The organism is Rhodococcus sp. I2R, from assembly GCF_020889545.1.
Lineage (GTDB): Bacteria > Actinomycetota > Actinomycetes > Mycobacteriales > Mycobacteriaceae > Rhodococcoides.
In genome coordinates, this window is record NZ_JAHUTG010000008.1 from 129,027 (window position 1) to 145,603 (window position 16,577).

The 16,577-nt window shown below is 65.2% G+C and carries 16 protein-coding genes; all 16 read right to left on the reverse strand.

Annotation, left to right across the window (positions count from 1 at the left end; genetic code table 11):
• Nucleotides 1-11: 11 nt before the first annotated feature.
• Nucleotides 12-797 carry a triose-phosphate isomerase gene (tpiA, locus tag KVY23_RS10490; protein WP_075838674.1) on the reverse strand — a complete coding sequence of 262 codons (786 nt, stop codon included), beginning with the start codon at nucleotides 795-797 and terminating at the stop codon, nucleotides 12-14.
• A 3-nt stretch (nucleotides 798-800) separates the two neighbouring features.
• Complete coding sequence (pgk, locus tag KVY23_RS10495) at nucleotides 801-2,012, reverse strand: phosphoglycerate kinase (protein WP_206510661.1); 1,212 nt, start codon at nucleotides 2,010-2,012, stop codon at nucleotides 801-803.
• Nucleotides 2,013-2,016: 4 nt separating this feature from the next.
• Entirely contained in the window at nucleotides 2,017-3,036 is a 1,020-nt protein-coding gene (gene gap, locus KVY23_RS10500; RefSeq protein WP_075838672.1) for a type I glyceraldehyde-3-phosphate dehydrogenase, read from the reverse strand.
• Between the two features lie 130 nt (nucleotides 3,037-3,166).
• Nucleotides 3,167-4,150 carry a DNA-binding protein WhiA gene (gene whiA / locus KVY23_RS10505; RefSeq protein ID WP_206510662.1) on the reverse strand — a complete coding sequence of 328 codons (984 nt, stop codon included), beginning with the start codon at nucleotides 4,148-4,150 and terminating at the stop codon, nucleotides 3,167-3,169.
• Nucleotides 4,141-5,211: a uridine diphosphate-N-acetylglucosamine-binding protein YvcK gene (yvcK, locus tag KVY23_RS10510; protein WP_083667545.1), complete on the reverse strand. Its 1,071-nt coding sequence runs from the start codon at nucleotides 5,209-5,211 to the stop codon at nucleotides 4,141-4,143. The genes whiA and yvcK overlap by 10 nt, the downstream gene beginning before the upstream one ends.
• Nucleotides 5,208-6,122, reverse strand: a complete 915-nt coding sequence (gene rapZ / locus KVY23_RS10515) for an RNase adapter RapZ (RefSeq protein WP_230556434.1) — start codon at nucleotides 6,120-6,122, stop codon at nucleotides 5,208-5,210. The genes yvcK and rapZ overlap by 4 nt, the downstream gene beginning before the upstream one ends.
• A 26-nt stretch (nucleotides 6,123-6,148) precedes the next feature.
• Entirely contained in the window at nucleotides 6,149-8,401 is a 2,253-nt protein-coding gene (gene uvrC / locus KVY23_RS10520; protein ID WP_374108715.1) for an excinuclease ABC subunit UvrC, read from the reverse strand.
• Nucleotides 8,402-8,449: 48 nt separating this feature from the next.
• A complete protein-coding gene (locus KVY23_RS10525) occupies nucleotides 8,450-8,905 on the reverse strand; it encodes a PH domain-containing protein (RefSeq protein ID WP_230556353.1) in 456 nt (151 codons plus the stop codon).
• Nucleotides 8,902-9,399, reverse strand: coding sequence for a 6,7-dimethyl-8-ribityllumazine synthase (gene ribH / locus KVY23_RS10530; protein ID WP_230556354.1), 498 nt, complete (start codon nucleotides 9,397-9,399; stop codon nucleotides 8,902-8,904). Before ribH ends, KVY23_RS10525 begins: the two co-directional genes overlap by 4 nt.
• Nucleotides 9,396-10,673: a bifunctional 3,4-dihydroxy-2-butanone-4-phosphate synthase/GTP cyclohydrolase II gene (locus KVY23_RS10535; RefSeq protein ID WP_075838669.1), complete on the reverse strand. Its 1,278-nt coding sequence runs from the start codon at nucleotides 10,671-10,673 to the stop codon at nucleotides 9,396-9,398. The genes ribH and KVY23_RS10535 overlap by 4 nt, the downstream gene beginning before the upstream one ends.
• A 119-nt stretch (nucleotides 10,674-10,792) precedes the next feature.
• A complete protein-coding gene (locus KVY23_RS10540; RefSeq protein ID WP_230556435.1) occupies nucleotides 10,793-11,413 on the reverse strand; it encodes a riboflavin synthase in 621 nt (206 codons plus the stop codon).
• 65 nt (nucleotides 11,414-11,478) lie between these two features.
• Entirely contained in the window at nucleotides 11,479-12,567 is a 1,089-nt protein-coding gene (ribD, locus tag KVY23_RS10545) for a bifunctional diaminohydroxyphosphoribosylaminopyrimidine deaminase/5-amino-6-(5-phosphoribosylamino)uracil reductase RibD (RefSeq protein WP_230556355.1), read from the reverse strand.
• Complete coding sequence (gene rpe / locus KVY23_RS10550) at nucleotides 12,567-13,244, reverse strand: ribulose-phosphate 3-epimerase (RefSeq protein WP_230556356.1); 678 nt, start codon at nucleotides 13,242-13,244, stop codon at nucleotides 12,567-12,569. The genes ribD and rpe overlap by 1 nt, the downstream gene beginning before the upstream one ends.
• 61 nt (nucleotides 13,245-13,305) lie before the next feature.
• Nucleotides 13,306-14,799: an RsmB/NOP family class I SAM-dependent RNA methyltransferase gene (locus tag KVY23_RS10555; RefSeq protein ID WP_230556357.1), complete on the reverse strand. Its 1,494-nt coding sequence runs from the start codon at nucleotides 14,797-14,799 to the stop codon at nucleotides 13,306-13,308.
• The gene (gene fmt / locus KVY23_RS10560; protein ID WP_230556358.1) at nucleotides 14,796-15,734 is read right to left on the reverse strand and encodes a methionyl-tRNA formyltransferase; all 939 of its coding nucleotides are present in this window, start codon (nucleotides 15,732-15,734) and stop codon (nucleotides 14,796-14,798) included. The genes KVY23_RS10555 and fmt overlap by 4 nt, the downstream gene beginning before the upstream one ends.
• 117 nt (nucleotides 15,735-15,851) lie before the next feature.
• Nucleotides 15,852-16,511: a PadR family transcriptional regulator gene (locus tag KVY23_RS10565; RefSeq protein WP_230556359.1), complete on the reverse strand. Its 660-nt coding sequence runs from the start codon at nucleotides 16,509-16,511 to the stop codon at nucleotides 15,852-15,854.
• Nucleotides 16,512-16,577: the final 66 nt, after the last annotated feature.

A 16,577-nucleotide genomic window follows, 5' to 3' on the forward strand; every position in this document is an offset into this window, starting at 1 on the left:
GGGCATGTCGGTCAGGGTAGAGGTCCGCCGGCAGCAATGGCCGACAACGTCGCGAACTGGTCCGCCTGGAGCGACGCACCTCCGACGAGCGCGCCGTCCACATCGGGCTGGCCGACGATCTCGCCGACGTTCTTGGCGTTGACCGACCCGCCGTAGAGAACACGGACGCCTGATGCGACCTCGGCCGATGCGAGAGTCTTCAGTTCCTCGCGGATCGCCGAGCACACCTCCTGCGCATCCGACGCGCTGGCGACACGGCCGGTACCGATTGCCCACACCGGCTCGTACGCAATGACGACCTTGGCGATGTCCTCCGCGGAGAGCCCACTCAGCGATCCGCGTAGCTGCGCCACGTTGTAGGCGACGTGCTCCCCCGCCTCACGGACATCGAGTCCCTCGCCGATGCACACGATCGGAGTGAGATCGTGCTTCAGCGCGGCCTTCGTCTTGGCGAGGACGGTCGCGTCGTCCTCGCTGTGGTGGGTACGGCGCTCCGAGTGCCCGACGACGACGAACGTGCAGCCGAGCTTGGCGAGCATGGACCCGCTCACCTCGCCGGTGTATGCACCCGAATCGTGTGCCGAAAGGTCCTGGGCGCCGAAGGTGAGCAGTAGCTTGTCACCCTCGATCAACGTCTGGACGCTACGGATGTCGGTGAACGGGGGGATGACGGTGACATCCACCTTGTCGAAATACTTCGTGGGCAACGAGAAGGCGATCTTCTGCACCAACGAAATAGCTTCGAGGTGATTGAGGTTCATCTTCCAGTTGCCGGCGATGAGCGGCTTACGTGCCATTTTCTAGCCCTCCAGAGCTGCGAGACCGGGAAGCGCTTTGCCTTCGAGGTATTCGAGCGACGCGCCACCCCCGGTCGAGATGTGGGAGAAACCGTCGTCCGGCAGGCCGAGCGCTCGAACGGCCGCCGCCGAGTCTCCGCCCCCGACAACGCTGAACGCGCCCTTCGAGGTGGCTCCGACGATCGCCTCGGCGAGCCCCTTGGTACCGGCTGCGAACTTCTCGAACTCGAACACACCCATCGGCCCGTTCCAGAACACCGTCTTCGCCGCGCGGAGCACCGTTCCGAAACGGTCGACCGACTCCGGACCGATGTCCAAGCCCATCCACCCGTCGGGGATCTCGTAGGACGGCACCGTCTTCGCCTCCGCGCTCGCGGAGAACGAATCGGCAACGACGACATCCTTGGGGAGATGGATGACGTCACCGAACCGCTCCAGCAAGTCCTTGCACGTGGGGATCATGTCCTCCTGCAGGAGCGAGGTACCGACCTTCAATCCCTGTGCCGCCAGGAAGGTGAAGCACATGCCGCCACCGATGACGAGGGTGTCGACCTTGGGCGCCAGGGCCTCGATGACCGCCAGCTTGTCCGAAACCTTCGAGCCGCCGAGGACGACCGCGTAGGGACGCTCGGGGGTCTCGGTGAGCTTCTTCAAGACCTCGACCTCGGTGGCAACCAGACCGCCCGCGTAGGACGGCAGCAACTGCGCCACGTCGTACACGGACGCCTGCTTGCGATGCACCACACCGAAACCGTCGGAGACGAAAGCTCCCTCGCCGTCGGTCAGTGCCACCAGCTCGGCAGCCAGCTGCGCGCGCTCGTCGTCGTCCTTGCTGGTTTCGCGAGCATCGAAACGGATGTTCTCGAGCAGCAGCACGTCTCCGTCGGTGAGACCCTCGGCCCGCGCCTGAGCGTCCTGACCGACGACATCGCCGGCCAACTGGACGTGTCGACCCAGGAGTTCACCGAGCTTCGACGCGACCGGCGCCAAGGAGTACGCGGCGTCGGGCTTGCCGTCGGGGCGACCCAGATGCGCGGTGACGATCAACTTGGCACCGGCATCGAGCAACGCCTGCAGTGTCGGCACCGACGCGACGATCCGGCCCGGATCGGTGATCACACCGTTCTCGATCGGGACGTTGAAGTCCGAACGAACGAGCACCGGGCGACCGGAGACGCCGTCGTCGATCAGGTCTTGCAGAGTTTTGACTGCCATGTGATCAGAGAGACTTTCCGACGAGACCGATGAGGTCGGCGAGGCGGTTGGAGTAGCCCCACTCGTTGTCGTACCAGGACACGATCTTGACCTGGTCGTCGATGACCTTGGTCAGGCCCGAGTCGAAGATCGAGGAGTGGGGATCTGTCACGATGTCGGACGAGACGATCGGTGCATCGGTGTACTTGAGGATGCCCTTCAGCGGGCCCTCTGCAGCAGCCTTCATCGCGGCATTGATCTCGTCGGCGGTGGCCGACTTCTTCAGGTTCGCGGTGAGGTCGGTGACCGAGCCCGTTGGGATCGGCACGCGCAGTGCGTAACCGTCGAGCTTGCCGAGCAGCTGCGGGAGAACCAGGCCGATTGCCTTGGCTGCACCAGTGCCGGTGGGAACGATGTTCAGCGCGGCGGCACGGGCGCGACGGAGGTCGGCGTGCGGAGCGTCCTGCAGGTTCTGGTCCTGGGTGTACGCGTGGATCGTGGTCATCAGACCCTTGACGATGCCGAACTCGTCATCGAGGACCTTGGCGATGGGGCCGAGGCAGTTGGTGGTGCACGAGGCGTTGGAGATGATGTTCTGACTGCCGTCGTACTTTTCGTCGTTGACGCCCATGACGATGGTGATGTCCTCACCCTTGGCCGGAGCCGAGATGATGACCTTCTTGGCGCCGGCTTCGAGGTGTCCCTTGGCCTTTGCGGCATCGGTGAAGATTCCGGTGGACTCGACTACGACGTCGACGCCCAGCTCGCCCCAGGGAAGCTCGTTCAACGGGCCTCGGTGCGCGAGGGCCTTGATGCGCTGGTCGCCGACGACGATGGTGTCGTCACCGTCGAGCGAAACCTCGTACGGCAAACGGCCGAGGATGGAGTCGTACTTCAGCAGGTGAGCGAGCGTCGCGTTGTCGGTCAGGTCGTTGACAGCCACGATCTCGATGTCGGTGGTGCCCAGTGCTTTCTGCGCATCGACCGCTCTGAAGAAGTTACGTCCGATGCGGCCGAAGCCGTTCACGCCTACCCGGATCGTCACTGTTCGCTCCTAAGTTGTTGAAAGTTGTGTGAATCAATGGTCGTGCTCAGCACGCGGGTACGTCCCCACATGCGGTTTCCACCCTAGTGGTCGAGCGGCGCCAGCGCGCGCGTCACCCGTTGCCGCACACTCACGCCTCGTCGAGCAGTTCAGCGGTGACCGCCGACTCGGTATCGGGGATACCGGTGTCCTTGGCCTTCCGATCGGCCATCGACAACAGCCGCCGAATTCGTCCGGCCACCGCGTCTTTGGTCATGGGCGGGTCTGCAAGCTGACCCAGCTCTTCCAGTGAGGCCTGCCGATGCTGCACTCGCAACGCACCGGCCGCGGCCAGATGATCCGGCACGTCCTCACCGAGTATCAGCAATGCCCGCTCCACGCGTGCAGCGGCAGCCACCGCGGCGCGGGCCGAACGACGCAGATTGGCGTCGTCGAAGTTCGCGAGACGATTCGCGGTCGCACGAACCTCGCGGCGCATGCGGCGCTCCTCCCACACCAGCCTGGTGTCCTGCGCGCCCATCCGAGTGAGCAGGGCGCCGATGGCCTCGCCGTCGCGCACCACCACCCGATCGGTTCCGCGGACTTCGCGCGCCTTCGCTGCCACGCCGAGTCGACGGGCCGCACCCACCAAGGCCAGAGCGGCCTCGGGGCCCGGACAACTGATTTCCAGAGCTGAGGACCGGCCCGGTTCGGTCAGCGATCCGTGCGCCAGAAACGCGCCCCGCCACGCCGCCTCAGCGTCGCCGACCGTACCGCCTACCACCTGCGCGGGGAGCCCGCGTACGGGCCGGCCGCGCATATCGAGCAACCCCGTCTGGCGCGCGAGGGCCTCACCGTCCTTGGCCACACGCACCACGTAACGAGAGCTCTTTCGCAAACCTCCTGCGCTCAGGACGTGCACGTCGGAGGAGTATCCGTACAGATCGAAGATTTCACGACGCAACCGCCGTGCAATGGACCCGAGGTCGACCTCGGCTTCCACGACGACTCGTCCCGCAACGATGTGAAGCCCTCCGGCGAAACGCAGGAGCGCCGACACCTCGGCTCGCCTGCAGCTGACCTGAGTGATCACGAGCCTGCTCAGCTCGTCCTTCACCTCCGCTGTCATGGCCACGAAGTGATCCCCTCTCTGCGCGGCACATCAGTCGCGGTGTCGTCACCCGAGGTGACGATGCTACCGAGTGCCGCAGCCAGCTTTCCGAAATGATGAGCGTGAGAACCTGATTCAGCAACGTCGACATAGACGATTTCGGCTCCGAGACGCGACGCGGCCCGAGCGAGATGGTCGCGTTCGCCCCCCTGAGGCACGAAGGCAGAGTCCACCACGATGTGGTCGACTCTGAAATCAGGCGCGTGTTGGGAGAGTACGTGCAGATGCCTCTCCGCAGAGAATCCGGTCGTTTCGCCGAGCTCGGGTGCCAGGTTGAGCACCAGCACCTTGTGCGCCGTCGACCGGTCCAGCGCGGCCAGCAGTTCCGGAACCAGAACGTGTGGAATGACACTCGAAAACCACGAACCCGGACCCAGAACAACCAGGTCGGCCGCCTCGATAGCCTCGACGGCTTCCGGTGTCGCGGGCGGCTCGGACGGCATCAACCGCACCCGACGTACCTTGCCTGGCGTGGTGGCCACCGCCACCTGCCCCCGAATGACCCTGCTGACACGCGGATCTTCTTCGAGTCCGGACACATCCGCTTCGATGTCGAGCGGAATCGGCGCCATCGGCACCACTCGGCCGGCGACCCCCAGCAGCCGCGCCGCCTCGTCGAGTGCCAGCACCGTATCGCCCAGCACCTCGGTTAACCCAGCAAGAATCAGATTGCCCACCGAGTGCCCCGCCAGCGCCCCGGAACCACCGAAACGATGCTGCATGACATCGGCCCACATTCGCGTCCGCGGCTCGTCGCACGCCAGCGCCGCCAGCGCCATCCGAAGATCCCCGGGCGGAAGCATGCCGAGCTCGGTCCGGAGGCGACCCGACGAGCCACCGTCGTCGGCGACGGTCACCACGGCTGTGACGTCCGAGGCAAGCATTCGCACCGCACTGAGTGTCGCGTACAGCCCGTGTCCACCCCCGAGCGCCACGGCTTTGAATTGCCGTCGCTCGACAGGCACCCCGTCGGCTCCGCCCGGCGCCGGCTGCGCGAGTGCATCGTTGGTCGGTCGCAGGGTCATTCGCGACCCACGTCTCGGTGCAGCACCCGCACCGACAGGTCGTCGTGTGCATCCAGCATTGTCGCCAACGCCTCGGACATCGCCACGCTGCGATGCTTACCTCCCGTGCAACCGACCGCCACCGTCATGTAGCTCTTTCCTTCTCGCCGGTAGCCCTCGACGGTCAACCGCAGCAGATGATGATAAGTCTCCAGATAGTCCTGCGCCCCATCCTGACCGAGCACATAGTCGCGTACCGCCGGTTCGCGTCCGGTATGGGCACTCAACTCCGGAACCCAGTGTGGATTGGGGAGAAAACGCACGTCGCACACCAGATCGGCGTCGATCGGCAGCCCGTACTTGAAGCCGAACGACTGCACAGTCACCCCGATCATCACGGTGTCAGACCCACTGAACGACGCCTCGATCTTGCGACGAAGCTGATGAACCGACATCGACGTCGTGTCGATTACTACATCAGCGACCGCCTTGACCTGCGCCAAACGGATTCTCTCCGCCGCGATACCCTCCGTCAGAGTGCCGTCCTGGCCGTCGTTCTGCAGAGGATGGCTGCGCCGATTGGACTCGAAACGTTGAATCAACGCCGCGTCGGACGCGTCCAGAAACAACACACGGTTTCGAACGCCCTTGGACTCCAGTTCCTTGACGACCCAGCCCAGATCACCGGTGAACAAACGACTTCGTACATCCATCACCAGCGCGAGCCGCTCGATCCGTGGCTGCGACTCCAACCCCAAATCGATCATCTTCGAGATCAATTCGGGAGGCAGATTGTCCGCGACATACCACCCCAGGTCCTCCAAGACCATCGCGGCAGTCCGCAGCCCCGCACCCGAGAGCCCTGTGACCAGAGCAACCTCTATCTCCCCCGACTTCGTGCGGTCCCCGCTTCCAGTCGGCTCCGGCCGCAGCTCGGTGCGCCGAACATCCGATTCGCTCACGTCACAGCCTGCCCTGTCGAAGTTGTCTCGTGCCGGCCCCCACCATCGCGAGCATCCCCGAGAAGTCGAGTCCGGTCGTATCGGGCACCATCATCCCCCACCACCGGCACAGGTGTGCCGGAACCCGGGTCGCTGGCTTCCGGTACCTCCGGGTCGCCCGCTCCCAGTACCTCCGGATCGCCCGCTCCCAGTACCTCCGGGTCGCCCGCTCCCAGTACCTCCGGATCGCCCGCTCCCAGTACCTCCGGGTCGCCCGCTCCCAGGGCCTCCAGGACGGCCTTCGCGGTGGTCGCCCCGATCCCCGGCACCTCCGTTATCTCGGCGACGCTCGCCTGCTTGAGTTTCGCAACAGATCCGAAATGCGTTACGAGCGCGGAACGACGAGCCTCACCCAGCCCGCGAACCGAGTCGAGTGCAGAGGCCGTCATGCGGCGAGACCGTTTGCTGCGGTGGAACGTGATGGCGAACCGGTGTGCTTCGTCTCGGACTCGTTGAAGAAGGTACAAGGACTCGCTGGTTCTCGGCAGAATCACCGGGTCGGATTCCCCCGGCACCCACACCTCTTCCAGACGCTTCGCCAGACCGATCACGGCAACGTCGGTGATACCCAACTCGTCCAGCACTTCAGCGGCCGCAGCGACCTGTGGTGCGCCGCCGTCCACGACGAACAGGTTCGGCGGGTACGCGAACCGTCGCGGGCGTCCGGTCTGCGGATCCAATGCGGCCTCCGGAGCCAGGTCACCACCGGAAAGGGCGTCACCCAGCGTCGACGCACCCGACTCCGCTGTGTGCCGCAGAAAACGACGACGTGTCACTTCGGCGATGCTGCCGACGTCATCGGAGCGGCCGTCGCCGGCCGCCTCCTTGATTGCGTAATGCCGGTAGTCACTCTTGCGCGGTAGGCCGTCCTCGAATACGACCAGCGAGGCCACCACATCGGTGCCTTGAACGTGGGAGATGTCGATGCACTCGATTCGCAGGGGCGCCGAATCGAGATCCAGGGCCTCCTGGATGCCCTGCAACGCCGCCGACCGCGACGTGAAGTCGCCGGCACGCTTGAGTTTGTGCTGCTGCAACGCTTCTTTGGCATTGCGCTCGACCGTTTCCGCCAGAGCCTTCTTGTCACCGCGCTGTGGCACTCGGAGTTGAACATTGGAGCCGCGCAGTGCCGACAACCACTGTTGCACCTCCTCGGCATTGCCGGGCAGCACCGGTACGAGAACTTCACGCGGCACCGCGTTGGAACTCCCGTCCTCGGCGTTCGGTGACTGCACGGCCAGCGCCGCTTCCTGACCGTAGAACTGTGTGAGGAACTGCTCGACGAGAGCCGGCAGGTCCGATTGGTCGTCGTGCTGCTGTTCGATGACCTCGCCGGCCTTCTCCACCACCCAGCCACGCTGGCCGCGAACGCGTCCACCGCGCACGTGGAAGACCTGGACTGCCGCCTCGAGCGGGTCGGTGGCAAAGGCAACGAGATCTGCGTCCGTGCCGTCGCCGAGAACCACAGCCTGCTTTTCGAGCGCTCTCCGCAGCGCGCCGACGTCGTCCCGGAGCCGCGCCGCGGTCTCGAAGTCGAGATCCTCGGACGCGTCCTGCATCTTCTTCTCGATCTGCCGGACCAGTTTGTCCGTCTTGCCGGACAGGAAGTCGCAGAAGTTCTCGACGATGGTTCGGTGCTCCTCGGCGGTGACACGCCCGACGCAGGGCGCCGAGCACTTGTCGATGTAGCCCAGCAAGCACGGTCGCCCGATTTGCTGGTGCCGTTTGAACACCCCGGCCGAGCACGTGCGCGACGGAAACACCCGCAGGAGGAGATCAAGGGTCTCGCGAATCGCCCACGCATGCGCGTAGGGCCCGAAGTAGCGCACGCCTTTGCGGCGCGGACCCCGATAGACGAACAACCGCGGATATTTCTCGTTCATGGTGACCGCGAGCATCGGATAGCTCTTGTCGTCCCGATAGCGGACGTTGAACCGGGGATCGAACTCCTTGATCCAGTTGTACTCGAGTTGCAGCGCCTCCACTTCCGTGGTGACGACCGTCCATTCGACGGAGGCAGCGGTAGTGACCATCTGCCGGGTACGCGGATGCAGGGAAGCGATATCCGCGAAGTAGGAGTTCAGTCGGCTGCGCAGGCTTTTGGCCTTGCCGACGTAGATCACGCGCCCGTGCGGGTCGCGAAACTTGTAGACGCCGGGCTCGACCGGGATGGTTCCGGTTGCCGGACGATATGTAGCTGGGTCGGACACGAATTCCAGGCTAGTCGCAGCCACCGACGAGGTTCCGCGCGCAATCGATCACGACTGCGCCCCCGCGTACTTCTTCTCCAAGGAGCGAAACGCGCGGACAGCGGCCACCGCGTGATCGTTGTCATTGGCCTGGATGGCCATCACGGAGATGAACTCGTCGTCCGGGATGTCGACGCGGGCCCAGATCGCACCTTCAGGAAAAGACAGCCCCTGAACGAGGTCCCATTCGATGAGGCGCTCGGACAATATGTTGCGCACCGCAACGCCCGCTGGCCCCACTCGGATACGCGGTCGCGTCAGCAGCAACGCCAACGAGGCCATCAGCACGCCCAAACCGGCCAGCGCGATCTGGTCCGCTGTCCGGAAGTAGACACCCGTGGGTGTGATCCGCAACAGAAAAGCGACCGCAAGGTGACTGATCAACAGCACCACGGCTGTCGCGATCGCGTATCGAGCCGACTTCTTGGAACGGACCTCGAGGTCCCACTGCGCCTCGGCACTCATCGAAACTCCTGGTCCGTCCACGGCCGACGAAGGTGCTTCAGCGTCAGGGCTGTGTCGATCGCGGCAGCGGCAGCCTGAGCGCCCTTGTCCTCTTTGGATCCCGGCAAACCGGAACGGTCGAGGGCTTGCTGCTCGTCGTCGGTGGTCAGAACACCGTTGGTGATGGGGGTGCTCTCGTCGAGTGAGACGCGTGTCAGTCCCGCTGTGACCGCGTCGCACACGTACTCGAAGTGCGGTGTGCCACCACGAATGACCACACCCAGCGCAATGACCGCATCATTGGACTTGGCGAGCGCTTGCGCGACCACCGGTAGCTCGATGGCACCTGCGACTCGCACCACGGTGATGTCGGTGACACCCGCCTGCTCGACTCTTCTCTTGGCGCCCTCCAACAGCGCGTCGGAGATGGTGCGGTGCCACTGGCCCGCCACGATCGCCACTTTCAGATCGGCAGCGCCGTCGAGCTGCAGCTGGGGTTCGCCCTCGCCGCTCACGGTTTGGTGCCTGCGTCGAAGTCGGCTGCGGAGTTCACTTCGTAGTCCTCGAGTCCGATGAGATCGTGGCCCATGCGGTCACGTTTGGTACGGAGATAGGTCAAGTTCTCGGCGTTGGCGCGCAGCGGCATAGGCACGCGTTCCGTCACGTGCAAACCGTATCCGTCGAGGCCGACGCGCTTGGCGGGATTGTTGGTGAGCAGACGCATCGAGGAGATACCGAGATCGACGAGGATCTGTGCGCCGATTCCGTAATCACGTGAGTCGGCGGGCAGTCCGAGCTGCAGGTTGGCGTCCACGGTGTCCGACCCGGCGTCCTGCAGTTGGTAGGCCTGCAACTTGTGCAGAAGTCCGATCCCGCGACCTTCGTGACCTCGCATGTAGAGCACGACCCCTCGACCTTCGTGCGCAATCATCTCGAGTGCGGCGTCGAGCTGTGGTCCGCAGTCGCAGCGGAGCGATCCGAACACGTCACCGGTGAGGCATTCGGAGTGCACGCGCACGAGAACATCGCTGCCATCCTCGTCGGGCCCGGGTATGTCACCTTTGACCAGCGCGACGTGCTCGACCTCGTCGTAGACGCTCTGATAACCGACGGCTCGGAAGACCCCATGGGAGGTGGGGATTCGGGCGTCGGCGACGCGAACGACGTGCTTTTCGTGCTTCCTTCGCCACGCGATGAGATCGGCAATGGAAATGAGGGCCAGATCATGATCATCGGCGAATACGCGTAACTCATCGGTCTGAGCCATCGCGCCTTCGTCTTTCTGGCTGACGATCTCACAGATGACGCCGGCCGGACGTAGGTCGGCCATGCGTGCCAGGTCGACAGCTGCTTCGGTGTGTCCCGGGCGACGCAGGACTCCGCCGTCCTTGGCGCGGAGCGGTACCACGTGCCCAGGTCGAGTGAAGTCGTTGGCGCCGGTGTCTGCGTCGGCCAGCAACCGCATGGTCGCCGCCCGATCCGAGGCAGATATGCCGGTGCCGATGCCCTCACGCGCGTCCACCGTCACGGTGTACGCGGTGCCGTGCTTGTCCTGATTGGTGGAGTACATCGGCGGCAGACCCAGGCGATCACAATCGTCACCGGACAGCGGGACACACAGGTAGCCGGATGTGTAGCGCACCATGAACGCCACGAGTTCCGGTGTCGCCTTCTCCGCAGCGAAAATCAGATCGCCTTCGTTCTCACGATCCTCGTCGTCGACGACCACTACGGCTTTGCCTGCGGCTATGTCGGCGACCGCACGCTCGATACTGTCGAACCTTGTCACGTCCTACGCTCCATACGTCCCGTTCCGCACCCTGACTCGGCAGGCGAACACACCGCGATGAGACGGCGGCGCGACCACACAGCGATGCGGATACCCCACAACAGTACTTTCCGGTATACCTACTCCGCGGCGAGGGTCTGCAGCCGCTCCACGTACTTGGCGATGACGTCGACCTCGAGGTTGACCGGTGTTCCCACCTCGGCGCGGCCGAGCGTAGTGAGGTCGAGCGTGGTCGGTATCAGCGAGATTTCGAACCAGTGACTGTTGTCACCGTCGCTGTCGCGGCCGAGTCCGGACACTGTCAACGACACACCGTCGACGGTGATGGAGCCCTTCTCGACAACGTATTTGGCCACCGAGGTCGGCATGGCGATTCGTACCACCGTCCAGTTTTCGGACGGCGACCGACTCACGACTCGACCGGTTCCGTCCACGTGCCCCTGCACGAGGTGGCCCCCGAGCCGACTGCCCAACGAGGCCGCCCGCTCGAGATTGACCCGACTGCCGATCTCGAGCCGTCCGAGACTCGACCGGTTCAATGTTTCCTGCATCACATCGGCGGTGAACGACCCCTCGGCCGACACCTCCACGACGGTCAAACACACGCCGTTGACGGCGATGGAATCACCGTGCCGCGCATCGGAGGTGACGATCGGCCCCTTTACTGTGAACCGGGCCGCATCAACGAGTGCTTCGGCGCCGACGATCTCGCCTAGCTCTTCGACTATTCCGGTGAACATCTCTCCACACTCCTGTTCGACGAAACCGAATCGGCTCGCTGTCTTCCATGTCACGTCGTTGCGACCTATTTCGCTGGAGCGACGTCTTTCGGCGGGGCGAGGTCTTTCGGCGGGGCGAGGTCTTTCGGCGGGGCGGGCACCGCACTGATCACGATGTCCGAACCGATCGGCTCGACACTCTCGATCGAAAACCTCAGCGCATCGGCGATTGTTCCGACTCCGGCATTCTCCAGCGCGGATGTGCCCGATCCCAGCACGACCGGTGCGATGTATGCCACGATCCGGTCGACCATGCCTGCAGCGAGAAACGCACCGGCCAACTGCGGACCACCTTCGACGAGCACCTCGGTATGGTCGGCGAGCGCGGCGACCACGGTCTGCACCTCGCGCGTACGCAAGAACACCGTCGGTGCCGTGGCATTGCGGATCCGGGCGTCGGCGGGGATCTCTCGGAGTCCGACCACCACTCGCACCGGTTGATGAGGGGCATCGGAACCGTCGGGAAAGCGGGCTGTCAGAAGTGGATCGTCCGCCAGCACGGTCCCAGTGCCGACGACGATGGCATCGAGCTTCGCGCGCTGTGTATGCACGTGCTCGCGCGCGTCGGGGCCGGTGATCCACTGGCTAGTGCCGTCCGCGGCGGCGCTCCGACCGTCCAGACTCGCCGCGTACTTCAGTGTGATGAGGGGCCGACCAGTGCGCTGCTTGTGCAGCCAGGCCCGAAGCGGGCCGCGCTCGACCCGATCCGCCCCCACCCCCGCTTCGACGCGCACGCCTGCCTCGGCGAGGGCACGTGCGCCGCCCTCGGCCAGCGGATTCGGATCGGCGACGGCGTAGACGACTCGCGCGATGCCCGCCTCGATCAGCGCACGCGAACACGGACCGGTTCGGCCGGTGTGGTTGCACGGTTCGAGTGTCACCACAGCCGTGCCGCCGCGCGCCGCGGCCCCAGCCCGCTGCAACGCCACGACCTCGGCGTGGGGTCCGCCGGGTGGACGCGTCGATCCCACCCCGACGACGTTTCCGGAGGCGTCGAGCACGACTGCTCCGACCGGCGGATTGGGGCTGGTTCGCCCGCGGGCGGCCTCGGACGCGTCGACGGCTGTTGCCATCGCCTCGTTCACTGTCGCCTGGTCGAGCGTCACCTCGCTCATCAGAGAGACAGGTGCCTGGATGCTCCCGCTGCCTGCGCGCGCAGAGCGCGAACCGTTGCGGCCGGGTCCTGGGTTCCGTAGACAGCCGACCCGGCAACGAAGCAGTCGACCCCGGCCTCTGCGGCCTGTTCGATGGTATCGGCGTTGATTCCGCCGTCGATCTCGACGATGAGCCTGAGTTCACCCGAATCGACCAGATTGCGAACGAGGCGGGCCTTGCTCAGCACCTCGGGCATGAAGGATTGGCCTCCGAAGCCCGGTTCGACGCTCATCACCAGCAGAGTGTCGAACTCGCGAAGGATCTCGAGGTACGGCTCGATGGGGGTGTTCGGTTTGACACTGAGACCGGCTTTGGCGCCGGCTGCGCGGATATCCTTGGCCACCGCTATCGGGTCATCGGTCGCCTCGGCGTGGAAGGTGACGTTGTAGGCCCCTGCCTCGGCGTACGGCGGCGCCCACCGCGCGGGATCCTCGATCATCAGATGGCAGTCGAGTGGGATGTCTGTTGCCTTCAGCAGACTCTGCACGACCGGCAATCCCAGTGTCAGGTTGGGAACGAAGTGGGCATCCATGACGTCGACATGCAGCCAGTCGGAGCCGGCCACTGCGTCGGCCTCGGCCCCCAACCGTGCGAAGTCGGCGGAGAGAATGGACGGTGCGATCATCGGAGCTGCCACGAGTGAACAGCCTAATGGGACGGAACGGAGCGTCTTCGACAGGCGTGCGTTCCGGCAGGAATCAGAGGGGTCGGCGCAGAGCCGCCATGAACATGGCGTCGGTACCGTGTCGATGCGGCCACAGTTGCACCGACGTTCCGTCACCGAGCTGCGGCACCCCGGGGAGCAACGCACGGGTGTCGAGCTGTTCGACGCCGTAGCGTCGAACAGCATCGGCGACGACACCGGTGGTCTCGGCCAGATGCGGCGAACAGGTGGAATAGACCACGACACCTCCGGGACGCACCAGCGTCAAGGCCGACGCGAGCAGCTCCTTCTGCAACGTGACCAGACCGGCGACATCCTTGGGCGAACGACGCCACCGCGCCTCGGGACGACGCCGTAGAGCGCCGAGACCGGTGCAGGGCGCGTCGACGAGCACTCGGTCGTAGCCGCCCTCCAGACCGGGCTCACGTCCGTCGACCACGTGAACCGACACCGGTAGCGCCCCGGTGGTCTTTCGCACGAGCTCAGCACGATGCGGCGTCGGTTCCACCGCGTCGAGATGAGCACCGTCGATCTCGGCGATCGCGCCCAGCAGAGCCGCCTTGCCACCGGGGCCGGCACACAGGTCGAGCCACCGGCCGTGATCCTCGCCGTCGAGCGGGGCAAGCGTGAGTGCACGGGCGACGAGTTGACTGCCTTCGTCCTGGACTCCGGCAAGTCCGTCGCGTACGGCCTCGAGCTTGCCCGGATCACCGCCGTCGAGGTAGACCGCGTACGGCGAGTAGAGCCCCTCTTCGCCGCCGGTGATGACGGCCAGTTCCTCGGCAGAGATCTCTCCGGGACGCGCTACGAGGTGCACTGCCGGGCGTGAGTCGTCGGCCTCGAGTACAGCTGCGAGTTCACCGGCATCGGCGCCGAGCGCATCGGCGAACGCCTGGGCGATCCAGCGCGGATGGGCGTACTCGAAGGCGAGCCTTCCGACCGGGTCCTGCTCCGCCTTCGGAGCCAGCTCGTCCACCCACTGCTCCGCGGTCTTCTCCGATACGCGCCGAAGCACCGCATTGACGAATCCAGCTTTGCCGCTGCCGAATTCGGAGCGAGTCAGATCGACCGCTGTTGCAACAGCGGCATGCGGGGCGACCCGCGTGCGGAGGAGCTGATACGCACCGAGTCGCAGAATATCGAGCAACCCGCCGTCGATATCGGCCACCTCTCGGCCGGATCCGCTCTCGATGACAGCGTCGAGTAGCCCGCGAGCACGACACGTGCCGTAGGCGAGCTCGGTGGCAAGCGCGGCATCGCGCGTGTCGAGTTTTCGTTCTCGCAGGAGTCCGGGGAGCACCAGGTTGGCGTAGGCGTCGCGTTCGCGCACCGCCCTGAGCACGTCGCGTGCCGCCAGCCTGGCACTGTCGATTGCGGGCGCCGACGCCGGACCGTTGCCGCGGCTCGGTCGGTTACTCTGCGGTCCTTTGGACCGCGGTGGCTGCGCACCCCGATTGCCTTGGCGTTTGCCCTCGCTGGATCGGCCGCCGCTGCGTGGATCCCGGTCTCTGTTGTTTTCCGCACTCATTTCGCCACCACCGTATCGGTCAAGCGCGCACCACGAGCCCAGTCGGTGGCCCGCATCGACTTCTTCCCCTGGGGTTGCACGTCGCCGAGCAGGACTGCCTCGGTGGCCGTACCCACGAATACGCCGTCTTTTCGAATCAGCATCGCCCCGGGTTCGAGCTTCACATCGGAGTCGGTGAGCGGAGAGATGGTGATCGGCGATACCTTCACACGGGAGTCGCCGATCGTCGTCCAGGCCCCTGGCGCGGGTGTCACCGCGCGAATATGACGATCCAGAAATGCGGCCGAACGTGACCAGTCGATGCGAGCTGCGTCGACGGTGAGCTTCGGCGCATGGGACACACCGTTCTCGGACTGGGGTACGGCCGACGCTTCACCGCCCTCGATTGCATCGAGGGTGGCTTCCAACAGGGCGGCACCGCTGTGCGCGAGCCGGCCGAGAAGGTCTCCAGCGGTGTCGACGGATCGAATTACTTCGGTGACGACACCCAGCACCGGACCGGTGTCCATCCCCTCTTCGAGGAGGAAGGTGCTCGCCCCCGTGACGTCGTCGCCCGCGGCGATGGCCGCCTGCACGGGCGCAGCACCGCGCCACGCCGGGAGAAGCGAGAAGTGCAGGTTGATCCAACCGAACTTGGGTACATCCAGGACCGGGCGCGGCAGCAACGCACCGTAGGCGACCACCGGGCACACATCGGGCGCGAGGTCGGCGAGTTCACCGAGGAAATCCGGGTCCGATGGCCGCGCCGGGGTCAGGACCGGTATGCCATGACTGTCGGCGAGGGCTCCCACGGGCGAGCGACCAGTCTTCCGGCCACGCCCAGCAGCTGCGTCGGGGCGAGTGATCACGCCCACCACGTCGTGTTTGGCCGAATCGATCAGACGCTCCAGCGAAGGAATCGCCGGATCAGGCGTCCCTGCAAACACAACTCGCACCAGTGGGCTCCCACGACTAGATAGCTCGGATTACTTGCAATGAACTACCCATCCTAGGGACCACTGCACCGCCTGGGGACCACTGCTCCGCACTATGCCCGGCGGTGCAGCCCTCTCTCAGGCTTCGCTGTCGTCCGAACCCGAATCGGGTGCATCAGGCCGCTCCTCCTCAGCCAGAATTCGGTACAGGTTCCGGCGCGCGGAGCTCAGAACTTCACCTGCCTCCTTGACCTGCTGCGCAGTACCCACTGCGGCAACCTGCCCGGCCGCACCCATCAACAGTCCGATCAAGCCGCGAAGGTCGATGGCGTCTCCCCCGACACTCTCTTTGACCTCGTCCCACGGGGATCCCAGATCGGTGCGGTGCTCCGCGACGTGGGCGCGACCCGCATCGGTGAGTTGCGCTGTCTTGCGGCCCGCGATCCTCTCGATGAGCACGAGTCCCTCGTCTTCCAACTGAGAAAGCGCGGGATAGATCGATCCCGGACTCGGCTTCCAGGCACCGTCGCTCCGCGCGACTATCTGCTGGATCAACTCGTATCCGTGCATCGGCGATTCGTCGAGCAAGACCAGTATTGCGGCCCGAACATCGCCGCGGCGTCCGCGGCCGCCGCGGCCTCGGCCGCGACCGAGGTCGTGTCCGAACTCATGTCCCCCGCGCCGATCTCGTCCCCCGTGAGATCGCTTCGGATGAGGACCACGGCGGCCGTGTCCGTGGCGTCCATGACGGCCATCACCTTCACCGGGGCCCGGCGGTATATCGAAGAAGCTCTCCATCTCTGTTTCCCTTTCGTATCGTTGTGACATATTGACGATATATCGGCAAAATGCCGACGACAATGA